This window comes from Pseudomonas sp. SK (assembly GCF_012975065.1).
Lineage (GTDB): Bacteria > Pseudomonadota > Gammaproteobacteria > Pseudomonadales > Pseudomonadaceae > Aquipseudomonas > Aquipseudomonas anuradhapurensis.
In genome coordinates this window covers 4,802,389-4,820,367 of sequence record NZ_CP051857.1, presented here as the reverse complement: position 1 = coordinate 4,820,367, position 17,979 = coordinate 4,802,389, and the positions used below count along the sequence as shown (strand labels likewise).

Annotated in this window: 15 protein-coding genes; 6 read left to right on the top strand and 9 right to left on the bottom strand. The window is 63.0% G+C overall.

Annotation, left to right across the window (positions count from 1 at the left end; all coding sequences use genetic code 11):
• Positions 1–45 precede the first annotated feature (45 nt).
• From rbfA to HG549_RS22005, 5 genes are all read left to right on the top strand, one after another.
• Positions 46–444: a 30S ribosome-binding factor RbfA gene (gene rbfA, locus HG549_RS22025; protein WP_170032742.1), complete on the top strand. Its 399-nt coding sequence runs from the start codon at positions 46–48 to the stop codon at positions 442–444.
• A 3-nt stretch (positions 445–447) separates the two neighbouring features.
• Positions 448–1,365, top strand: a complete 918-nt coding sequence (gene truB / locus HG549_RS22020) for a tRNA pseudouridine(55) synthase TruB (RefSeq protein WP_170032740.1) — start codon at positions 448–450, stop codon at positions 1,363–1,365.
• Positions 1,366–1,512: 147 nt separating this feature from the next.
• On the top strand, positions 1,513–1,782 hold the full coding sequence (rpsO, locus tag HG549_RS22015; protein WP_003249971.1) for a 30S ribosomal protein S15: 270 nt from the start codon (positions 1,513–1,515) through the stop codon (positions 1,780–1,782).
• Between the two features lie 250 nt (positions 1,783–2,032).
• Positions 2,033–4,138: a polyribonucleotide nucleotidyltransferase gene (gene pnp, locus HG549_RS22010; protein ID WP_170032738.1), complete on the top strand. Its 2,106-nt coding sequence runs from the start codon at positions 2,033–2,035 to the stop codon at positions 4,136–4,138.
• Positions 4,139–4,400: 262 nt separating this feature from the next.
• Positions 4,401–4,751 (top strand): BON domain-containing protein, encoded by a 351-nt coding sequence (locus HG549_RS22005; RefSeq protein WP_170032736.1) that lies wholly within the window; start codon positions 4,401–4,403, stop codon positions 4,749–4,751.
• Positions 4,752–4,821: 70 nt separating this feature from the next.
• Here HG549_RS22005 and HG549_RS22000 read toward each other — a convergent pair whose 3' ends face one another.
• Entirely contained in the window at positions 4,822–5,124 is a 303-nt protein-coding gene (locus tag HG549_RS22000; protein ID WP_170032734.1) for a putative quinol monooxygenase, read from the bottom strand.
• Positions 5,125–5,184: 60 nt separating this feature from the next.
• On the opposite strand from HG549_RS22000, the gene HG549_RS21995 reads away from it, so the two are divergent.
• Positions 5,185–5,601 carry a VOC family protein gene (locus tag HG549_RS21995; protein WP_170032732.1) on the top strand — a complete coding sequence of 139 codons (417 nt, stop codon included), beginning with the start codon at positions 5,185–5,187 and terminating at the stop codon, positions 5,599–5,601.
• A gap of 151 nt (positions 5,602–5,752) precedes the next feature.
• Here the strand turns inward: HG549_RS21995 and HG549_RS21990 are convergent, their stop codons facing one another.
• The 8 genes from HG549_RS21990 to HG549_RS21955 form a co-directional block, all read right to left on the bottom strand.
• Positions 5,753–8,695: a DUF748 domain-containing protein gene (locus tag HG549_RS21990; protein ID WP_170032730.1), complete on the bottom strand. Its 2,943-nt coding sequence runs from the start codon at positions 8,693–8,695 to the stop codon at positions 5,753–5,755.
• 78 nt (positions 8,696–8,773) lie between these two features.
• Positions 8,774–9,643: an oxygenase MpaB family protein gene (locus HG549_RS21985; RefSeq protein WP_170032728.1), complete on the bottom strand. Its 870-nt coding sequence runs from the start codon at positions 9,641–9,643 to the stop codon at positions 8,774–8,776.
• 42 nt (positions 9,644–9,685) lie between these two features.
• Entirely contained in the window at positions 9,686–11,620 is a 1,935-nt protein-coding gene (gene acs, locus HG549_RS21980) for an acetate--CoA ligase (protein WP_170032726.1), read from the bottom strand.
• A gap of 238 nt (positions 11,621–11,858) precedes the next feature.
• Positions 11,859–13,523: a glucose-6-phosphate isomerase gene (gene pgi, locus HG549_RS21975; RefSeq protein ID WP_170032724.1), complete on the bottom strand. Its 1,665-nt coding sequence runs from the start codon at positions 13,521–13,523 to the stop codon at positions 11,859–11,861.
• A gap of 184 nt (positions 13,524–13,707) precedes the next feature.
• On the bottom strand, positions 13,708–14,571 hold the full coding sequence (gene panC, locus HG549_RS21970) for a pantoate--beta-alanine ligase (protein WP_170032723.1): 864 nt from the start codon (positions 14,569–14,571) through the stop codon (positions 13,708–13,710).
• Entirely contained in the window at positions 14,568–15,368 is an 801-nt protein-coding gene (gene panB, locus HG549_RS21965; RefSeq protein WP_170032721.1) for a 3-methyl-2-oxobutanoate hydroxymethyltransferase, read from the bottom strand. Before panB ends, panC begins: the two co-directional genes overlap by 4 nt.
• A 259-nt stretch (positions 15,369–15,627) precedes the next feature.
• A complete protein-coding gene (folK, locus tag HG549_RS21960) occupies positions 15,628–16,107 on the bottom strand; it encodes a 2-amino-4-hydroxy-6-hydroxymethyldihydropteridine diphosphokinase (RefSeq protein WP_170032719.1) in 480 nt (159 codons plus the stop codon).
• Positions 16,104–17,492: a polynucleotide adenylyltransferase PcnB gene (locus HG549_RS21955; RefSeq protein WP_170032717.1), complete on the bottom strand. Its 1,389-nt coding sequence runs from the start codon at positions 17,490–17,492 to the stop codon at positions 16,104–16,106. Before HG549_RS21955 ends, folK begins: the two co-directional genes overlap by 4 nt.
• Between the last annotated feature and the right edge of the window lie 487 nt (positions 17,493–17,979).

Below are 17,979 nucleotides of genomic sequence, written 5' to 3'. Positions count from 1 at the left end.
TCAGCCTGACCGGGCGTTTGCCGCTTTAAGTTACAGGTAGCAAGAATGGCAAAAGAATATAGCCGTACCCAACGCATCGGCGACCAGATGCAGCGCGAGCTGTCGGAGCTGATCCGCCGTGAAGTCAAAGACCCACGCGTCGGCCTGGTGACCATCACGGCCGTCGACGTCAGCCGCGACCTTGGCCACGCCAAGGTGTTCATCACCGTTATGGGCGCGGACGGCAGCGACGCCGTACCGCAGACCCTCAAGGCCCTGACCAGCGCCGCAAGCTTCCTGCGCCTGCACCTGGGCCGGGTAATGCAACTGCGCAGCGTGCCGCAACTGCATTTCCACTTCGACGAAAGCGTCAGCCGTGGTGCCCACCTGTCGGCACTGATCGAGCGCGCGGTCGCCGAAGACCGTCAGCACAAGGATGCCGACCAGCCGGACACCGAGGAGTAAGCGGTGGCCCAGGTCAAACGTATCCGCCGCAACGTCAGCGGCATCATCCTGCTCGACAAGCCGCTGGGCTTCACTTCCAACGCTGCGCTGCAAAAGGTGCGCTGGCTGCTCAATGCGGAGAAGGCCGGCCACACCGGCAGCCTCGACCCGTTGGCCACCGGCGTGCTGCCGCTGTGCTTTGGCGAGGCGACCAAGTTTTCGCAGTACCTGCTCGATTCGGACAAGGGCTACGAAACGGTCATGCAGATGGGGCAGACGACCAACACCGGCGATGCCGAAGGTGAAGTGCTGCAGACCCGCGAAGTGACCGTTGGTCGTGCCGACATCGAGGCACTGCTGCCGCGTTTTCGCGGCCAGATCAGCCAGATACCGCCGATGTACTCGGCGCTCAAGCGTGACGGCCAGCCACTGTACAAGCTGGCACGTGCAGGAGAGGTAGTGGAGCGCGAGGCGCGTTCTGTTACTATTGGCCGCTTGGAGTTGCTCGAGTGCGAAGGCACCCGTGCACGGCTGAGCGTAGGATGCAGCAAAGGCACCTATATCCGCACCCTGGTGGAGGATATCGGCGAAGCCCTTGGCTGCGGCGCCTATGTCGCCGAGCTGCGCAGGACCCAGGCCGGGCCCTTCGTGCTGGCACAGACGGTCACCCTCGAGGAACTCGAACAGGCCCACGCCGAAGGTGGTAACGAAGCGCTCGACCGCTTCCTGATGCCTTCGGACAGCGGCCTGCAGGACTGGCCACTGGTGTGCCTGTCCGAGCACAGTGCCTTCTACTGGCTGCATGGCCAGGCGGTACGCGCGCCGGACGCACCCCAATTTGGCATGGTCCGGGTACAGGATCACAATGCACGCTTCATCGGTATCGGTGAAGTGAGCGAAGACGGGCGCATTGCGCCGCGTCGGCTGATTCGGTCGGAATGACCGAAACCGTAGGGCCAGGCAACCGCCAAACCCCACGGCAACAAGGGTGGCTGTCAGTAGGCACGGTCACACCTTTTTTATTAATACAGGGATTTGTCCCTGGCCTATTGGACCCCGCGTGCGGGATCCGTTATCAGGAGAAGCCACATGGCCCTCAGCGTTGAAGAAAAAGCTCAGATCGTTGCCGAATACCAGCAAGCCGCCGGCGATACCGGTAGCCCGGAAGTGCAGGTTGCTCTGCTGACCGCCAACATCAACAAGCTGCAAGGCCACTTCAAGGCCAACGACAAAGACCACCACTCCCGTCGTGGTCTGATCCGTATGGTCAACCAGCGTCGTAAGCTGCTGGATTACCTGAAGGGCAAAGACACCACTCGTTACAGCGCCCTGATCGGTCGCCTGGGTCTGCGTCGCTAATAGCGGCCTGGCCAGTGGTGTGCATGGCGTGTCGCAGGCTTCGGCAGGGCTGTTTTGCAGTGCTGCCGTTGGACACGCCACGCGTATCTCCGAGGTTGGCAGCCTGGCAATGCTGAGCGGATCTTCCGTTTGGTGCCAGGCTCCCAGCCTCGTGTTGTATCTGGACGGTCAATGGGGCCGATTCCCCGTTCTGCCCAAGAATTCGCAAGAAACCAGTTCCCCCAGAGCCACTGAAAAAAGGTAGGAAACCGTGAACCCGGTAATCAAGAAATTCCAGTTCGGTCAATCGACCGTTACTCTCGAAACGGGCCGCATTGCCCGTCAGGCAACCGGCGCCGTGCTGGTTACCGTCGACAACGACGTCACCGTGCTGGTGACCGTGGTCGGTGCCAAACAGGCCGATCCAGGCAAGGGCTTCTTCCCGCTGTCGGTCCACTACCAGGAAAAGACCTACGCCGCCGGCAAGATCCCGGGTGGCTTCTTCAAGCGTGAAGGCCGTCCTTCCGAGAAAGAGACGCTGACCTCGCGCCTGATCGACCGTCCGATCCGCCCGCTGTTCCCAGAAGGCTTCATGAACGAAGTGCAGGTCGTCTGCACCGTGGTTTCCACCAGCAAGAAGACCGACCCGGACATCGCCGCGATGATCGGTACCTCGGCTGCCCTGGCCATTTCCGGCATTCCGTTCGAAGGCCCGATCGGCGCCGCCCGCGTTGCCTTCCACGAAAGCACCGGCTACCTGCTGAACCCGACCTACGAGCAACTGGCTGCCTCGAGCCTGGACATGGTCGTTGCCGGTACCGAGTCGGCAGTACTGATGGTTGAATCGGAAGCCAAGGAGCTGACCGAAGACCAGATGCTGGGCGCCGTGCTGTTCGCCCACGACGAATTCCAAGCCGTGATCCAGGCCGTCAAGGAACTGGCCGCCGAAGCCGGCAAGCCAACCTGGGACTGGCAGCCAGCCCCGGCCAACACCGAGCTGATGAACCTGGTGCGTGCCGAGTTCGGCGAAGCCGTTTCGCAGGCCTACACCATCACCCAGAAGGCCGACCGCTACAACCGCCTGGGCCAGCTGCGCGACGAGGCCGTTGCCCGTCTGAGCAACGAAGAGACCGGCCCGTCCGCCGGTGCCATCAAAGAGATCTTCGGCGAGCTGGAATACCGCACCGTCCGCGAGAACATCGTCAACGGCAAGCCGCGTATCGACGGCCGTGACACTCGCACCGTGCGCCCGCTGAACATCGAAGTCGGCGTTCTGCCGAAAACCCACGGTTCGGCACTGTTCACCCGTGGCGAGACCCAGGCCCTGGTCGTCGCGACCCTGGGTACTGCCCGTGACGCGCAGTTGCTGGACACCCTGGAAGGCGAGAAGAAAGACGCCTTCATGCTGCACTACAACTTCCCACCGTTCTCGGTAGGTGAGTGCGGCCGCATGGGCGGCGCTGGCCGTCGTGAAATCGGCCACGGCCGCCTGGCCCGTCGTGGCGTGCAGGCCATGCTGCCGAGCGACAGCGAGTTCCCGTACACCATCCGCGTGGTTTCGGAAATCACCGAATCCAACGGTTCCAGCTCCATGGCTTCGGTGTGTGGTGCTTCCCTGGCCCTGATGGACGCCGGCGTGCCGATGAAGGCGCCGGTTGCCGGTATCGCCATGGGCCTGGTCAAGGAAGGTGACAAGTTCGCCGTCCTGACCGACATCCTGGGTGACGAAGACCACCTGGGCGACATGGACTTCAAGGTAGCCGGTACCGCCAAAGGCGTCACCGCGCTGCAGATGGACATCAAGATCAACGGCATCACCGAAGAGATCATGGAAATCGCCCTGGGCCAGGCCCTGGAAGCGCGCCTGAACATCCTCGGCCAGATGAACCAGATCATCGCCCAGTCGCGCAGCGAGCTGTCGGCCAACGCCCCGACCATGATCGCGATGAAGATCGACACCGACAAGATTCGTGACGTCATCGGCAAGGGCGGCGCCACCATCCGCGCCATCTGCGAAGAGACCAAGGCTTCGATTGATATCGAAGACGACGGCTCGATCAAGATCTTCGGCGAAACCAAGGAAGCGGCAGATGCTGCCAAGCAGCGCATCCTGGGCATCACCGCCGAGGCCGAGATCGGCAAGATCTACGTCGGCAAGGTCGAGCGCATCGTCGACTTCGGCGCCTTCGTCAACATCCTGCCGGGCAAGGACGGCCTGGTGCACATCTCCATGCTGAGCGATGCTCGCGTCGAGAAAGTCACCGACGTGCTCAAGGAAGGCCAGGAAGTCGAAGTACTGGTACTGGACGTGGATAACCGCGGCCGTATCAAGCTGTCGATCAAGGACGTTGCCGCGGCCAAGGCCTCGGGCGTCTAAGCGACTGCCAAGCAATGGAAAAGGGCCCTTCGGGGCCCTTTTTTCATGGCCGCAAGGGGACCTTTTGCGGACTTGCATCTTGCATGCAGGTTTACCGTGCAGATTGCAAAATGCACGACCCCGAGCGCTTTCTGATGTTTGTAACTCATTGATTTGTAAAGGAACAAGCGAAACGGTAAAGCTGGCATAGCGCATGCAACTACTCTTGTACCTGTCGCCAGGACCTACGGCGCAGACCTTTCGAAAAACAGGAGTGACCCACATGAAGAAGTTCGCCATTGCTGCCGCTACTGCTACCGCTCTGACCCTGACCATGGCTAACGCGGCATTCGCCCAGCAATCCACCCAAGCCCCGATGACGCTGGCGGCCGGTGAGGTGACCAAAACCAAGGAAGCGGCCTCCGACACCTGGATCACCACCAAGGTGAAAGCTGACCTGATGACCGAGAAAGGTGTGCCTGGAAGCGATATCAAGGTCGAAACCAACAAAGGCGTCGTGTCGCTGTCCTCTGACACGCCGGTGACCTCTGCACAGAAAGAGATGGCGATTTCCATCGCCAAGAAGATCAAAGGCGTACAGGCTGTTTCGGCTGATGGTCTGAAAGCCGAATAAGGAATGTCCCGTCGGCCAAAGGGACTTGGCCACCTCTTTCGGAAGGGGCCGCTGTGCGGCCCCTTTTCAATTACAGCATCGGGTTGCGTGACAGCACATCGCTTTCGAAGCATTCCTGCTCGATGATCAATGGCTCCACCAACGGGCGGCTGTCGCGAAAATGCGCCGTGCGGGTATGCGCTTCATAGGCAGCGTCGTCACGGTAGATCTCGTACAGGTAGATCACCTCCGGGTCGACCCGGTCCTGTGCCACATCGAAGACCAGACAACCGGGCTCGGTAGCAACGGAAGCCTCGGCATTGGCTTTGATCGCGGCCAGGAAGGCCTCCACGCAACCGCGTTTCACGCGGGTCTTGATGAACAGGCTATACACAAGGCGTTCCTTTTGTTTTAAATTCGTTTTCGAATTGTATACAAAAAAGGAGCCCTGCCAATGTCCGAATTGCCTGCCCGTCCTGGTCGCTTGAACGGCCTGCGCCACATTGCCTTGCTGGTACCCAACCTGGAGGAGTGCGAGCGCTTCTACGTCGATGTGCTGGGCATGGAAGTGCTGAATCGCGCCAACGAGGACCTGGTGTACCTGACCTGTGGTAACGACAACCTGTCGCTGGGGCGTGGGGCAGGGGCGGCCAATGGCTTGCAGACCCTCGACCACTATGGGTTCATCGTCGACAGCGTGGAGGAGCTGGAGGCTTGGTACCAGTACTTCAAGGCGCGTGGCGTGACCTTGCTCGACAAGCCGTTCAACCACGGTGACGGCGCGCGCAGCTTCCACCTGTTGGACCCGGCCGGGAACAAGGTGCAGCCGCTGTATCACCCGGCGGTGTCGGGGCAGCGGTTGGTCCAATAGCTTATTACGCGGGCATTGTAGGAGCGGCCTTGTGTCGCGAAAGGGCCGCTAAGCGGCCCCCGGTCCCTAGCACTGACGCAATGGCTGAGGCCGCTTCGCAGCCCTTTCGCGACGCAAGGCCGCTCCTACAGATCCGCGGCCAGGCTGCTATCTACTCAGCATCCAGGTGCATCGGCGTTACCACCCGCCCATCACTCTCGGCCTGCCCCAGGTTGGTATCGATGAAATACACCCGGTCATCTTCCAGCTGGCCTTTGTCGACCAGGTAATCCTTGATGCTGCTGGCCCGTTCCTGGCCCAGCGTGCGTAGCAGCGCAGTGCTCTCGGCCCACGACTTGATCACGGCCTCGCGCAACTTGGCAGTGCGCTCTTCGCGGCCCAGTTGCTCCCATTCGGCAGGTGGTTGCTGCTTCAGGCGGTTGCGGTAGATACCTTCGAGCATCGCCGGTTTGTCACTCTCATCGACCACCAGCATGGACGCATTGGCCGGCACCTTGTCACCCCGGCGTTGCAGGATCTTGTACCAGGTAGCCTGGTATTCGCGTTCCAGCCGTTGCTGGGCGATCAGCGGGCCGTCGCTGGCCTGGGCGCTGGTGCCTTCGATTTCCAGGCGCAGCTCCGGGCGTTCCTTCAGCGCCGAAGCCAGCTTGTCCAGCGAGGCCTGGGCGTCCTGGCCTAGCTCGCTGGAGCCCGGGGCGAAGGCCACGCTGCCCAGGTCCTCAGAGCCACCGCCGCTCACCAGCCCGCCAATGAACTTGAATGGCGCCTGTGCTGCGCGCAGCACCAGGTTGCGCAGGGTCTGCCAGACGATCGGCATTATGCTGAACTGCGGGTTGTTGAGGTCGCCGGACACCGGCAGCTCGATCGAGATCTTGCCCTCGGTATCCTTCAGCAGCGCCACCGCCAGACGGATCGGCAGGTCCACTGCATCCGGGCTGTCGACCTTCTCGCCCAACTGCAGCTGTTCTACCACCACCTTGTTCTCGGCCTTGAGCTGGCCATTGGTGATCAGGTAGTGCAAGTCGAGGTTGAGCCGGCCCTTGCGGATGCGGAAACCGGCGAACTTGCCAGAATAAGGCGTCAGGGTGGTCAGCTCGACGCGCCTGAAACTGGTGGCGATGTCCAGGCTGGCCAGCGGGTTGAACGGGTTGAGTGCACCTTTGATGGTGACCGGTGCGTAGCGATCGACCTTACCCTTCACATCGACCTTGGCCGGTACCGGCTTGCGGTTGTCGATGGTGCCGATCCGGCCGTTGAGCTGCTGGATGGCGGTGGCGAAGTTGGGTGTGAGGGACAGGTCGGCGAAGTTGGCCGAACCGTCGTTGATGTCGATCTGGCCGATGTGGATGCCCAACGGCTTGTCGCCGCTGGCAGTGGCCGGCTTGGCCGAGGCCGGTGCCGAACTCGGGGCGCCGGCCGGCTGCGGGATCAGCAAGTCGTTGATGTTGGTGGTGCGGTCTTCGTTGATGATGAAGCGCGCATAGGGCTGCAGCAGGGTGACCTTGTCGATCGACAGCGCGTCGCCATGGACATAGGACAGACCGTCGACATTCACCTGCTGCCATTTGACGAAATCGCGGCTCTTGATGGTATCGAGGGTGTGCAGCTGGCTCACCTGTGCCTTGCCGGTGACGCTGAAGGCCAGCGGTGCGGTGGTCTTCAGGTCGACACTGAGGTCGCTGGAAAGCATGCCGCTGCGCAGTTCCAGCAGGATGAACGGGCTGATATAGGCCTGCGCCACGCGCAGGTCGATGTCGCGGGTGCTGACGTCCAGCTTGGCCCAGATCGGCGCCAGGTTGACCTGGCCGGTTGCCTGCAGCTTGCCTTGTCTTCCCACGCCGGTGTCGAGCTTGAGCCTGAAGGGGGACTGGTTGAGGCTGTCGAAGCCTTGCAGGTCAGCGTTGAGCGGGCCCACGTCGAGGGCCACCGGCTCTTTCTGCGTACGGTCTGCCAGGTGCACCAGGTAATTGCGCAGCTGTACGTCCTTGAGCAGTACCTGCCAGGGCTTGCTCGGCGCTTTCGCCGCTTGTTCCTTGGGGGTGGGCTCGGCGGCGGCCGGTTCGGCCTTTTCCTTCGGCGTGGCCTTGGCCGGCTGGCTGGCGAACAGCTTCTGCCAGTCGAGCTGGCCGTCCTTTTCCAGCGCCGCCCAGGTCTCCAGTTTTTCGCTGCGGATCTTGCCCACGGTGACCAGCTGCTTGACCAGGTCGACCGAGGTTTCGCTCACCTCCAGGCTGGCCAGGCGAGCCAGCGGGCGGCCATCCGGCGCCTTGATGGCGAACGGTGCGATACGTAGCGAGGCGTTGTCCAGCAGCAGTTCGGTCTGCTTGGCGAGGTTGAGTTTGTAATGGGTATCGAGGCTGACCACACCCTCTTCCAGCACCAGTGGCACGGCATCGCGTACATAGGGCCAGAACGCCTTCATCTTGCCTTCGGTGATTTTCAGCGTGCCCTCGGAGGCGATCGGCGCCAGGCTCAGTGTGCCTTTCCAGTCGATGCGCCCGCCATTGGGGCCATTCGCCACCAGGGTCATGTCGGCATTGTCGTTGGGCAAGGTGCTGAGGTTTTTCAGCTCCAGGTTCATGTTGTCGTAGAGGAATTCGATCGGCTCGCTCCGGCGCAGGTCTTCGAAGTGCAGGTAGCCTTCGCTGAGCTTGATGCTGGCGATGCGCAGCGGGAACGGGTCGCTGGGCGGCTCGTCGGGCTTGGCCTGGCTGGCGGGTAGCTTGAACAGGCGAGTCAGGTTGAGCGTACCGTCCTTGGCGAACAGCACTTCGTTGCGCGGCTTGACCAGTTCCACTGCCTCCAGATGCAGTGCGCCGCTCCACAGGCTGTCGAGCGAGAGGTTGGCATACAGCCGGTCGAAGCCGACCTGCTCCTTGCCAGGCTCGCCGATCTGCAGGCCCCAGACAGTCAGTTCGAGGCTGAAGGGGTTGAGCTCGATTCGTTCGAGGTGGGCAGGCACGGTCGCGTACTGAGCCAACTGCTGGTTGGCGATGCGCAGCGCGACACCGGGAAGGACGAGAAAGCCAAGAAGGCTGTAGAGGGCTACCAGGGCCAGCAGTGCGCCTGCGGCGCGAGTCAATCCTTTGTACATGTGTCGCTTCGTCTGTCTAAGCAGGAGAGCTTGGAGTATGGCACGTTAAATCAGTTCCGCTGAGGCGACCATTTGTCCTTATTCGATGCCCATGCGCCGTTTCGCCCGCTGCGCCGAGCCGTTACGCATTGCCCAGCGCAGCAGCGGCGCGGTGCGTCGCAGGCCCAGGCGGATCATGCGCCGCTGCAGCGGGCCGTGCTGCAGGCCGAGCATGGCCTGGGCCCAAGCAGGTAGCAGGTCGAGGCCAGCGTGCAGCATCAGCTTGCCCACCGGCTGTGCCAGGCGGCTGGGGGCGGGGGCGTCGAGCAGGATATCGAGCACCTGGAGGCTGCGGGCATCGCAAAGCAACTGCGGGCGCATACGCAGCAGGTAATCCTCGACCTGCTGGCGCGAGCGCGGCACGTTGCGCGCACCCAGGCGCTCGGCAATCAGCGCGATCTCTGCGTAATAGGCGTCCTGTTCGGCATCTGCAAGGTGCGGGTTGCAGTAACGCAGGTGGGCACTCAGGAAGCTGCTGACTTCGGCCACATGCACCCAGGTCAGCAAGTCCGGGTCGCTGGCCGCATAAGGGCGGCCGTCCGGCGCGGTACCGGTTACCTGCAGGTGGATGGTGCGGACCTTGTCGATCAGCCATTCGGCATCGCCGGTGGCGCCGAAGGTGGTGCCGGAAATGAACTGGCTGGTACGGCGCAGGCGCCCGAGCAGGTCTTCACGGAAATTGGAGTGGTCCCACACCCCGGCCAGGGCCAGCGGGTGCAGGAGCTGCAGCATGAGGGCGCTGATGCCACCGACCAGCATGCTCGGGAAGTCGCCATGTACCCGCCAGCTGATGCTGTGCGGGCCGAACAGGCCAGGGTCGCCCTTGGGGGATTCCAGGTCGAGCTGGCCGAGGGCCAGCCCGGTAAGGCTCATGACCTGGGTTTCGATGCGGCGGCGAAGGGCTTCCATGGCGACCTGCGAGGCAGGGCGGCCACGCACAGCGGCCGCCGGTTACTGGTTGAGGCGTTTGTCGATCAGGCCCTGCACCACGCTGGGGTCGGCCAGGGTCGAGGTATCGCCCAGGTTGTCCAGCTCGTTGCAGGCGATCTTGCGCAGTATACGCCGCATGATCTTGCCTGAGCGTGTCTTGGGCAGTGCCGGGGCCCACTGGATCAGCTCGGGTTTGGCGAAACTGCCGATTTCCTTGCTGACCAAAGCCAGTAGCTCGGCCTTGAGTGCCTCGTCCGGTGTTACCCCGTTCATCGTCGTGACGAAGGCGTACACCCCCTGGCCCTTGAGGTCGTGGGGGTAACCAACCACGGCCGCTTCGGCAACGCTGTCATGCAGCACCAATGCGCTTTCCACCTCGGCGGTACCGATGCGGTGCCCGGATACATTGATCACGTCGTCGATGCGCCCGGTGATCCAGTAGTCGCCATCGGCATCGCGGCGAGCGCCATCGCCGGTGAAGTAGTAGCCGGGCATGGGCTTGAAGTAGGTGTCGACCATGCGCTGGTGGTCGCCATAGACACTGCGGATCTGCCCTGGCCAGCTGGCCTTGATGACCAGCAAGCCGGCACCCGGGCCTTCGATCAGCTTGCCCTTGTCATCCAGCAGCACCGGTTGCACGCCGAACATGGGCTGGCTGGCGCAGCCGGGCTTGAGTACCTGCGAGCCGGGCAGCGGGGTAATCATGATGCCGCCGGTTTCGGTTTGCCACCAGGTATCGACGATGGGGCAGCGCTTCTGGCCAACGGCTTCGAAATACCATTCCCAGGCTTCCGGGTTGATCGGCTCGCCGACGCTGCCGAGCAGGCGCAGGCTCTGGCGTGAGGTGCCCTGCAGCGGCCCGTCGCCTTCGCGCATCAGGGCGCGCAAGGCGGTTGGGGCGGTGTAGAAGATGTTCACCTTGTGCTTGTCCACCACCTGCCAGAAGCGCGAGGTGTCGGGGTAGTTGGGCACCCCTTCGAACATCAGCGAGATCGCGCCATTGGCCAGCGGGCCATAGACGATGTAGCTGTGGCCGGTGACCCAGCCGACGTCGGCAGTGCACCAGAACACCTCGCCATCACGGTAGTCGAACACCACCTTGAAAGTAAGGGTGGCCTGCAGCAGGTAGCCGCCAGTGGTATGCAGCACGCCCTTGGGTTTGCCGGTGCTGCCGGAGGTATACAGGATGAACAGTGGGTCTTCGGCCTCCATCGGCTCGACAGGGCAATCGTCGCCGGCCTTTTCCGTCGCCTCGTGATACCAGAGATCGCGGCCTTCGGCCCAGGCGACATCAGCGCCAGTGCGGCGTACCACGAACACGCTGCCGACTGCAGGGCAACTGGCCAGGGCCTTGTCGACATTGTGTTTCAGCGGGATGCGCTTGCCGCCGCGCACGCCTTCATCAGCGGTAATCACGGTGCGGCAGTCGGCATCGAGAATGCGGTCGCGCAGCGCATCGGGCGAGAAGCCCCCGAACACCACCGAGTGGATGGCGCCGATGCGGGTGCAGGCGAGCATGGCGAAGGCGGCCTCGGGGATCATCGGCATGTAGATGCACACCCGGTCGCCTTTCTTCACCCCTCGCGCCTTGAGGGCATTGGCCAGGCGGCAGACCTGACGGTGCAGTTCGCGGTAGGTGATGGCCTTGGCATCCTTGGGGTCGTCACCTTCCCACAGCAACGCGGTCTGGTCGCCGCGCCGGGCCAGGTGGCGGTCGATGCAGTTGTAGCTGACATTCAGCTGGCCGCCGTCGAACCAGCGCGCCTGGCCGGTCTTCAGGTCGCATTGCTGCACACTCGACCAGGGCTTGATCCAGTCCAGGCGCCGGGCTTGTTCGGCCCAGAAGGCGTCGGGGTCGTCGACCGACTGGCGGTAGAGGCGGCGGTAGTCGTCGGGGGAAAGTGCGGCGGACCGGCTGACAGCCAGGGCCTGCGGGTAGTTGCGGATATCGAACATGGCGGGTGGTCCTGCTCTTGTAAGGGGCGATGGACTGCAACGGCTATTCGATAGGACAGTGTAGCTACAGGTGGTGTTCCTGAGGACGGGCCTGGTCCCTGTAAGAGCGGCCTTGTGTCGCGATGGGCCGCGAAGCGGCCCCGACAATTGGCGCACCAGGGCTGAAATCCCGGGGCCGCTTCGCGCCCCATCGCGACACAAGGCCGCTCCTGCACGGAGCGACCGAGTGGCGTTGGGATCAACCGCGGTGACGGCCGCGGAAGTAGTTGATCAGGCCCTGGGTGGAGCCGTCCTCGGCGCTGTCTTCCAGGCTGCCGACCAAGCGCTGGTAAACGCCCTTGCCCAGCTCCTTGCCCAGTTCCACGCCCCACTGGTCGAAGGCGTTGATCCCCCAGATCACGCTCTGTACGAACACCTTGTGTTCGTACATCGCCACCAGGGCGCCCAGACGGCGTGGGCTGATGCGCTCCACCACCAGGGTGTTGCTCGGGCGGTTGCCCGGGATCACCTTGTGCGGTGCCAGCTTCTCGATGTCCGCTTCATTCAGGCCCTTGGCGCGCAGCTCGGCCTCGGCTTCCTCGCGGGTCTTGCCCAGCATCAGCGCCTGGCTCTGCGACAGGCAGTTGGCGTACAGCCACTGATGATGGTCGGCGACCGGGTTGAAGCTCACCACCGGCACGATGAAGTCGGCCGGAATCAGCTGGGTGCCCTGGTGCAGCAGCTGGTGGTAGGCGTGCTGGCCGTTGCAGCCGACGCCGCCCCAGATCACCGGGCCGGTATCGGTCTTCACCGGGGTGCCATCCTGCAGCACGCTCTTGCCGTTGGACTCCATGTCCAGCTGTTGCAGGTGCTTGGTGATGTTGCGCAGGTAATGGTCGTACGGCAGGATCGCGTGGCTGTTCGCGCCCCAGAAGTTGCCATACCAGACGCCCAGCAGGGCCAGCAGCACTGGCATGTTCTTTTCGAACGGTGCGGTCTGGAAGTGCTGGTCCATGGTGTAGGCACCAGACAGCAGTTCCTTGAAGTTGGCCATGCCGATGGCCAGGGCAATCGGCAGGCCGATAGCCGACCACAGCGAGTAGCGCCCGCCTACCCAATCCCACATCGGGAAGATGTTCTCTTCGCGGATGCCGAAGGCCACGGCAGCGGCCTTGTTGCTGGAAACGGCAATGAAGTGGCGGTACAGCTCGGCCTCCGAGCCGCCCTGGGCCAGGTACCAGGTGCGTGCAGCCATGGCGTTCTTCAGGGTCTCGAGGGTGTTGAACGACTTCGACGAGACGATGAACAGGGTGGTTTCAGCACGCAGGTTGGCCGACAGCTCGTGGAATTCGCTGCCGTCGATGTTCGCCAGGTAGTGGCAGCGCACGCCGCGTTGGGCATAGGGCAGCAGCGCTTCGGAGACCAGTTCGGGGCCGAGGAACGAACCACCGATGCCGATGTTGACCACGTCGGTGATCGGCTTCTCGCTGTAGCCGCGCCATAGGCCGTCATGGATGCGGCCGACCAGTTCGGTGATCTGGTTGAGCACCTTGTGCACTTCCGGCATGACGTTCACGCCGTTGACGCTGAGCTTGTCGCCCACCGGGCGGCGCAGGGCAGTGTGCAGCACCGGGCGGCCTTCGGAGGCGTTGATGATTTCGCCGCTGAACATCGACTTGATGGCATCTTGCAGGCCGACCTGGTCGGCCAGGTTCACCAGCAGGTCACGGGTCTGTTCGGTGATCAGGTTCTTCGAGTAGTCGAGGAACAGGCCACAGGAACTCAGGGAGAACTGGTCGAAACGTTTGGCATCGGCGGCGAAGGCTTCGCGCATGCTGAAGCCTTGCATGGCGTCGCGGTGTTGCTGGAGCGCCTGCCAGGCGGGCAGGGCCGTCACATCGTGGGGTGTACGGTAATACGCCATTGCGCGGGGTTCCCTTGGTGCGTGGTGATGCCTTGGACACGGCAGTCATTGCCGGGTTCAGGCTGGCATCATTATAGGCAAAGGCCACTGGCGGGGAATGGGTATGGCAGAGGTAATTTGGGGCGTTTTGCGCCCCTGCAGGAGCTGGCTTGCCTGTGAACGGGCTGCAAGGCAGCCCATGCCGTTACGCGGTCTTCTCTTCCACATGCAAGTACAGGTTGTCGATCAACCGCGTGTTGCCCAGGTAAGCCGCCGCGATCACCACCAGGTCGCGGTCATCGATCATTGCCGGACGCAGGCTCACGGCATGGCGCACTTCCAGGTAGTCCGGGCGGAACCCCGCGGCAGTCAGTTGCGCCTGACCTTCGGCAACCAGCGCCGCGAAATCACGCTGGCCCCGGCCAATGGCCGCAGCGATATGCTGCAAGGTGCGGTACAACGCCGGTGCCGCAGCCCGCTGCTCAGGTGTCAGGTAACCGTTGCGCGACGACAGCGCCAGGCCATCTTCGGCACGCACGGTAGGCTCGCCGATGACCTGGATCGGCATGTTCAGGTCGCGCACCATGGCGCGTATCACCGCCAGCTGCTGGAAGTCCTTTTCGCCGAACACGGCAAGGTCGGGCTGGACCATGTTGAACAGCTTGGTGACCACGGTAGCCACGCCTTCGAAATGCCCGGGCCGGCTGGCGCCGCACAGGCCTTCGGAAAGCTGGGGAACGCTGACGCGGGTTTGCACGCTCATGCCGTCGGGGTACATTTCGTCGACGGTGGGCGCGAACAACAGGTTGCAGCCGGCCTGCAACAGGCGCTCCTGGTCGGCGGCCAGGGTGCGCGGGTATTTGTCGAGGTCTTCGTTGGCGCCGAACTGCAGCGGGTTGACGAAGATGCTGGCGACCACGAAATCGGCCCGCTGCGCGGCCTTGGTTACCAGGGCCGCGTGGCCGCTGTGCAGGTTGCCCATGGTCGGCACGAAGCCGATGCGCTTGCCTTCACTCCGGGCGCGGGCAACGGCGGCACGCAATTCGCGGACGGTCTTGACTGTATTCATGCACTGAACCCGTGTTCGCTGCCAGGGAAGCTGACCTGCTTGACTGCCTCGACGTAGGCGACGAGGGCGCTGTGGATATCCGGCTGGCCTTGCATGAAGTTCTTCACGAACTTCGGTACGCGACCGCTCAGCGACAGGCCGAGCATGTCGTGCAGGACCAGCACCTGGCCATCGGTGCCGCTGCCGGCACCAATACCGATTACCGGAATACCGACGGCACTGGTGATTTCCGCCGCCAGTTCGCTGGGCACGCATTCGAGCAGCAGCATGGCCGCACCAGCCTGCTCCAGGGCAATGGCGTCGGCACGCATCTGCCGGGCCTGGGCTTCCTGGCGGCCCTGGACCTTGTAGCCGCCCAGGACGTTGACGGTTTGCGGGGTCAAGCCCATGTGCGCGCATACCGGCACGCCACGCTCGGCCAGCAGGCGGATGGTCTCGGCCAGCCAGGCAGCCCCTTCGATCTTGACCATGTGGGCGCCGGCCTGCATCAGCGTGGCACTGTTGGCAAAGGCCTGTTCCGGGGTGGCATGCGCCATGAACGGCAGGTCGGTGAGGATCAGCGCGCCGTCATTGCCGCGTTTGACGCTGGCGGTGTGGTAGGCCATGTCCGCGGTCGTTACCGGTAGGGTGCTGTCGTGGCCTTGCAGGACCATCCCCAGCGAGTCACCCACCAGCAACACTTCGACACCGGCCTGGCTGGCGGCCTTGGCGAAGGTCGCGTCGTAGCAGGTCAGCATGGTGATTTTTTCACCCTTGGCCTTGAGGCCATTGAGGGTGGTCAGGGTTACTTCAGGCATGTAGGAAATTCCTCGTTCAGGCGCTGTAAAAAACGACTGCATTCAACGCGTAGTCATCTTCCGGAGCGGCACATCATCGCGCGTGATGTTCGGGCACAGGTCCGTCCGGGCCTAAATACGGGTAGCGGCACTTCGGTGCCACACGGGACGCCTATAGTCGTGAGCGAGGTGGGGGAAGTCAATCACCCTGTTACCGCATTGTTACGTTCAGGGTGTTACTGGCGTTACCGCGCCGCTGTACACGGCTGGAACGCCCGGTCTACAGGCGTTCGAGGCCGACGAACGGACACTCTTCGAGCAATTGCGCCAGGGCGCGGCCGTCGGCCAGACGGAAATCGCCCGGTACCAGTTCGGCCAGCGGATACAGTACGAAAGGCCGGGCATGCATGTGGTAATGCGGCACCTTCAGGCGCGGTTCATCCAGCACCTGGTCGCCGAACAGCAGAATGTCCAGGTCCAGTGTGCGCGGGCCCCAGCGCTCCAAGCGCACACGGCCCTGGTCATTTTCGATGGCTTGCAGCGCATCGAGCAGGGCCAAGGGCGGCAGGGCGGTGTCCAGAGCGGCGACGGCATTGGTGTAGCGCGGTTGCCCTGGCAGCAGCGAGTCACTGGTGTAGAGGGCCGAGGCCGCCACCAGGCGCGTGCCTTCTACCTGGTCCAGTGCCTGCAGGGCATTGCGCAGCTGCTCGGCAGGTGCGTCCAGGTTGCTGCCCAGGCCGATATAGGCGCGGGTGGTCACTCGAATGCCTCGTCGCCGCCGCGCTTGCGCTTGCCGCCGCTGCGCTTGCGTTTACGTGGGCCGGCGCCGGTGCCTTCGTCACGGCTGCCCAGCTCGCGGATCATCTCGCGGCGCTCGCTGTCGTTGGCATCCTGGTAGTCGGTCCACCACTGGCCGAGTTCGTCGGTTTCTTCCCCGGCGCTTTCGCGCAGCAGCAGGAAGTCGTAACCGGCGCGGAAGCGCGGGTTGTCCAGCAAGACATCGGCGCGCTTGCCGCTGCGCCGTGGCAGACGTTCCTGCATGTCCCAGATCTCGCGGATCGGCAGGGTGAAGCGCTTGGGGATGGCGATGCGTGCGCATTGCTCGGCGATCAGGTCGTGGGCTGCACCGTTCATGGCCGGGATGGGCGGTACGCCCTGCGCTTGCAGGTGCAGCACGCGGGCCGGCAGGGCTGGCCACAGCAGCGCGGCGAAGAGGAACGCCGGGGTTACCGGTTTGCCTTGCTTCACGCGCAGGTCGGTGTTGTGCAGCGCCTGGCTGATCAGGGTATGGGTGTAGGTCGGGCGCTCGTCCAGGGCATGTGCACTGGCCGGGAACAGCGGTTCGAACAGCTGCAGGTCGACCAGCATTTCGAAGGCGATGGCGCCCTGGCCGGAGAGGAACAGCTTGAGGCTCTCCTCGAACAGGCGCGCCGGCGGAATCTCGCGCAGCAGCGGTGCCAGTTCGCGCACCGGCTGGACAGTGTGCTTTTCGATACCGAAGTCGAGCTTGGCGGCAAAGCGCACCGCGCGCAGCATGCGCACCGGGTCTTCCTGGTAGCGATGGGTCGGGTCACCGATCAGGCGCAGCAGGCGGTTACGGATATCGTGCACGCCATTGGCATAGTCGAGGATGCGCTCGCTGACTGGGTCGTAGTACAGGGCATTGATGGTGAAGTCGCGGCGTTGCGCGTCCTCTTCCAGGGTGCCGTACACGTTGTCACGCAGGATACGGCCGCTGGCATTGTGCGACGAGCGGTGGCTGTCACCCTGGTCGTCTTCCGAATGGTGGGCGCGGAAGGTGGCGACTTCGATGATCTCACGGCCGAAATGCACGTGGACCAGCTTGAAGCGGCGACCGATGATGCGCGCGTTGCGGAATTCGGCACGGACCTGTTCGGGGGTAGCGCTGGTGGCGACATCGAAGTCCTTGGGGGTGATGCCAAGCATCAGGTCGCGGACACAGCCACCGACCAGGTAAGCCTGGTAGCCGGCGCTCTGCAGGCGTTCCACGATGTTCACCGCATGGCGGCTGAACTGGTGGCGCTGCAGCGAATGCTGGCTCTTGTTGATCACCTCAGGTGTGGTACGCCTGTGATGCGGGCCCGGTACGGGCGGGCGGAACGACTGGAACAGCTTCTTCAGCATGGGATGCACTGTTTGAAGGAATGTTCGGCCAAGAATGGGAGAATGGCCGCATGATGGGCGGGGATTCTAGCATTTACTCAAGGAATGGTGTAGGCGGGTAGCAGGATGCCTGCCGGAACGGTAGAAACGACAAGGGGAGCCTAAGCTCCCCAAGAAGTCGTTGCGTGCTCTTATTGTTTTTTTGCTGGGCTTCTTGTTTTTGTTGAGCGCCCTGTCCACAAATCTCGAAGCTTGTGGACGACCCCCAAAGCCAGGGGTTAAGAGCAAACGGATTGCTTTGGCCGCTGATGTCACGTTGATCGGTTGATCCAACCAGTTCAGGCGCTGCTTTGAGTGCAGTTTTTGTTGTTCTCTGCCTGGTTGTGGGGCAAGCCCCAAACACGCATCCTCTCCAAAAGAATCAGTTAGCTGCGCCTCCGCCGTCTTGTTTTTATTGTGCGTGAGCCGTTTCGTCTTGTTCTTATTCTGAGTTGCAGTGCTTGTTATT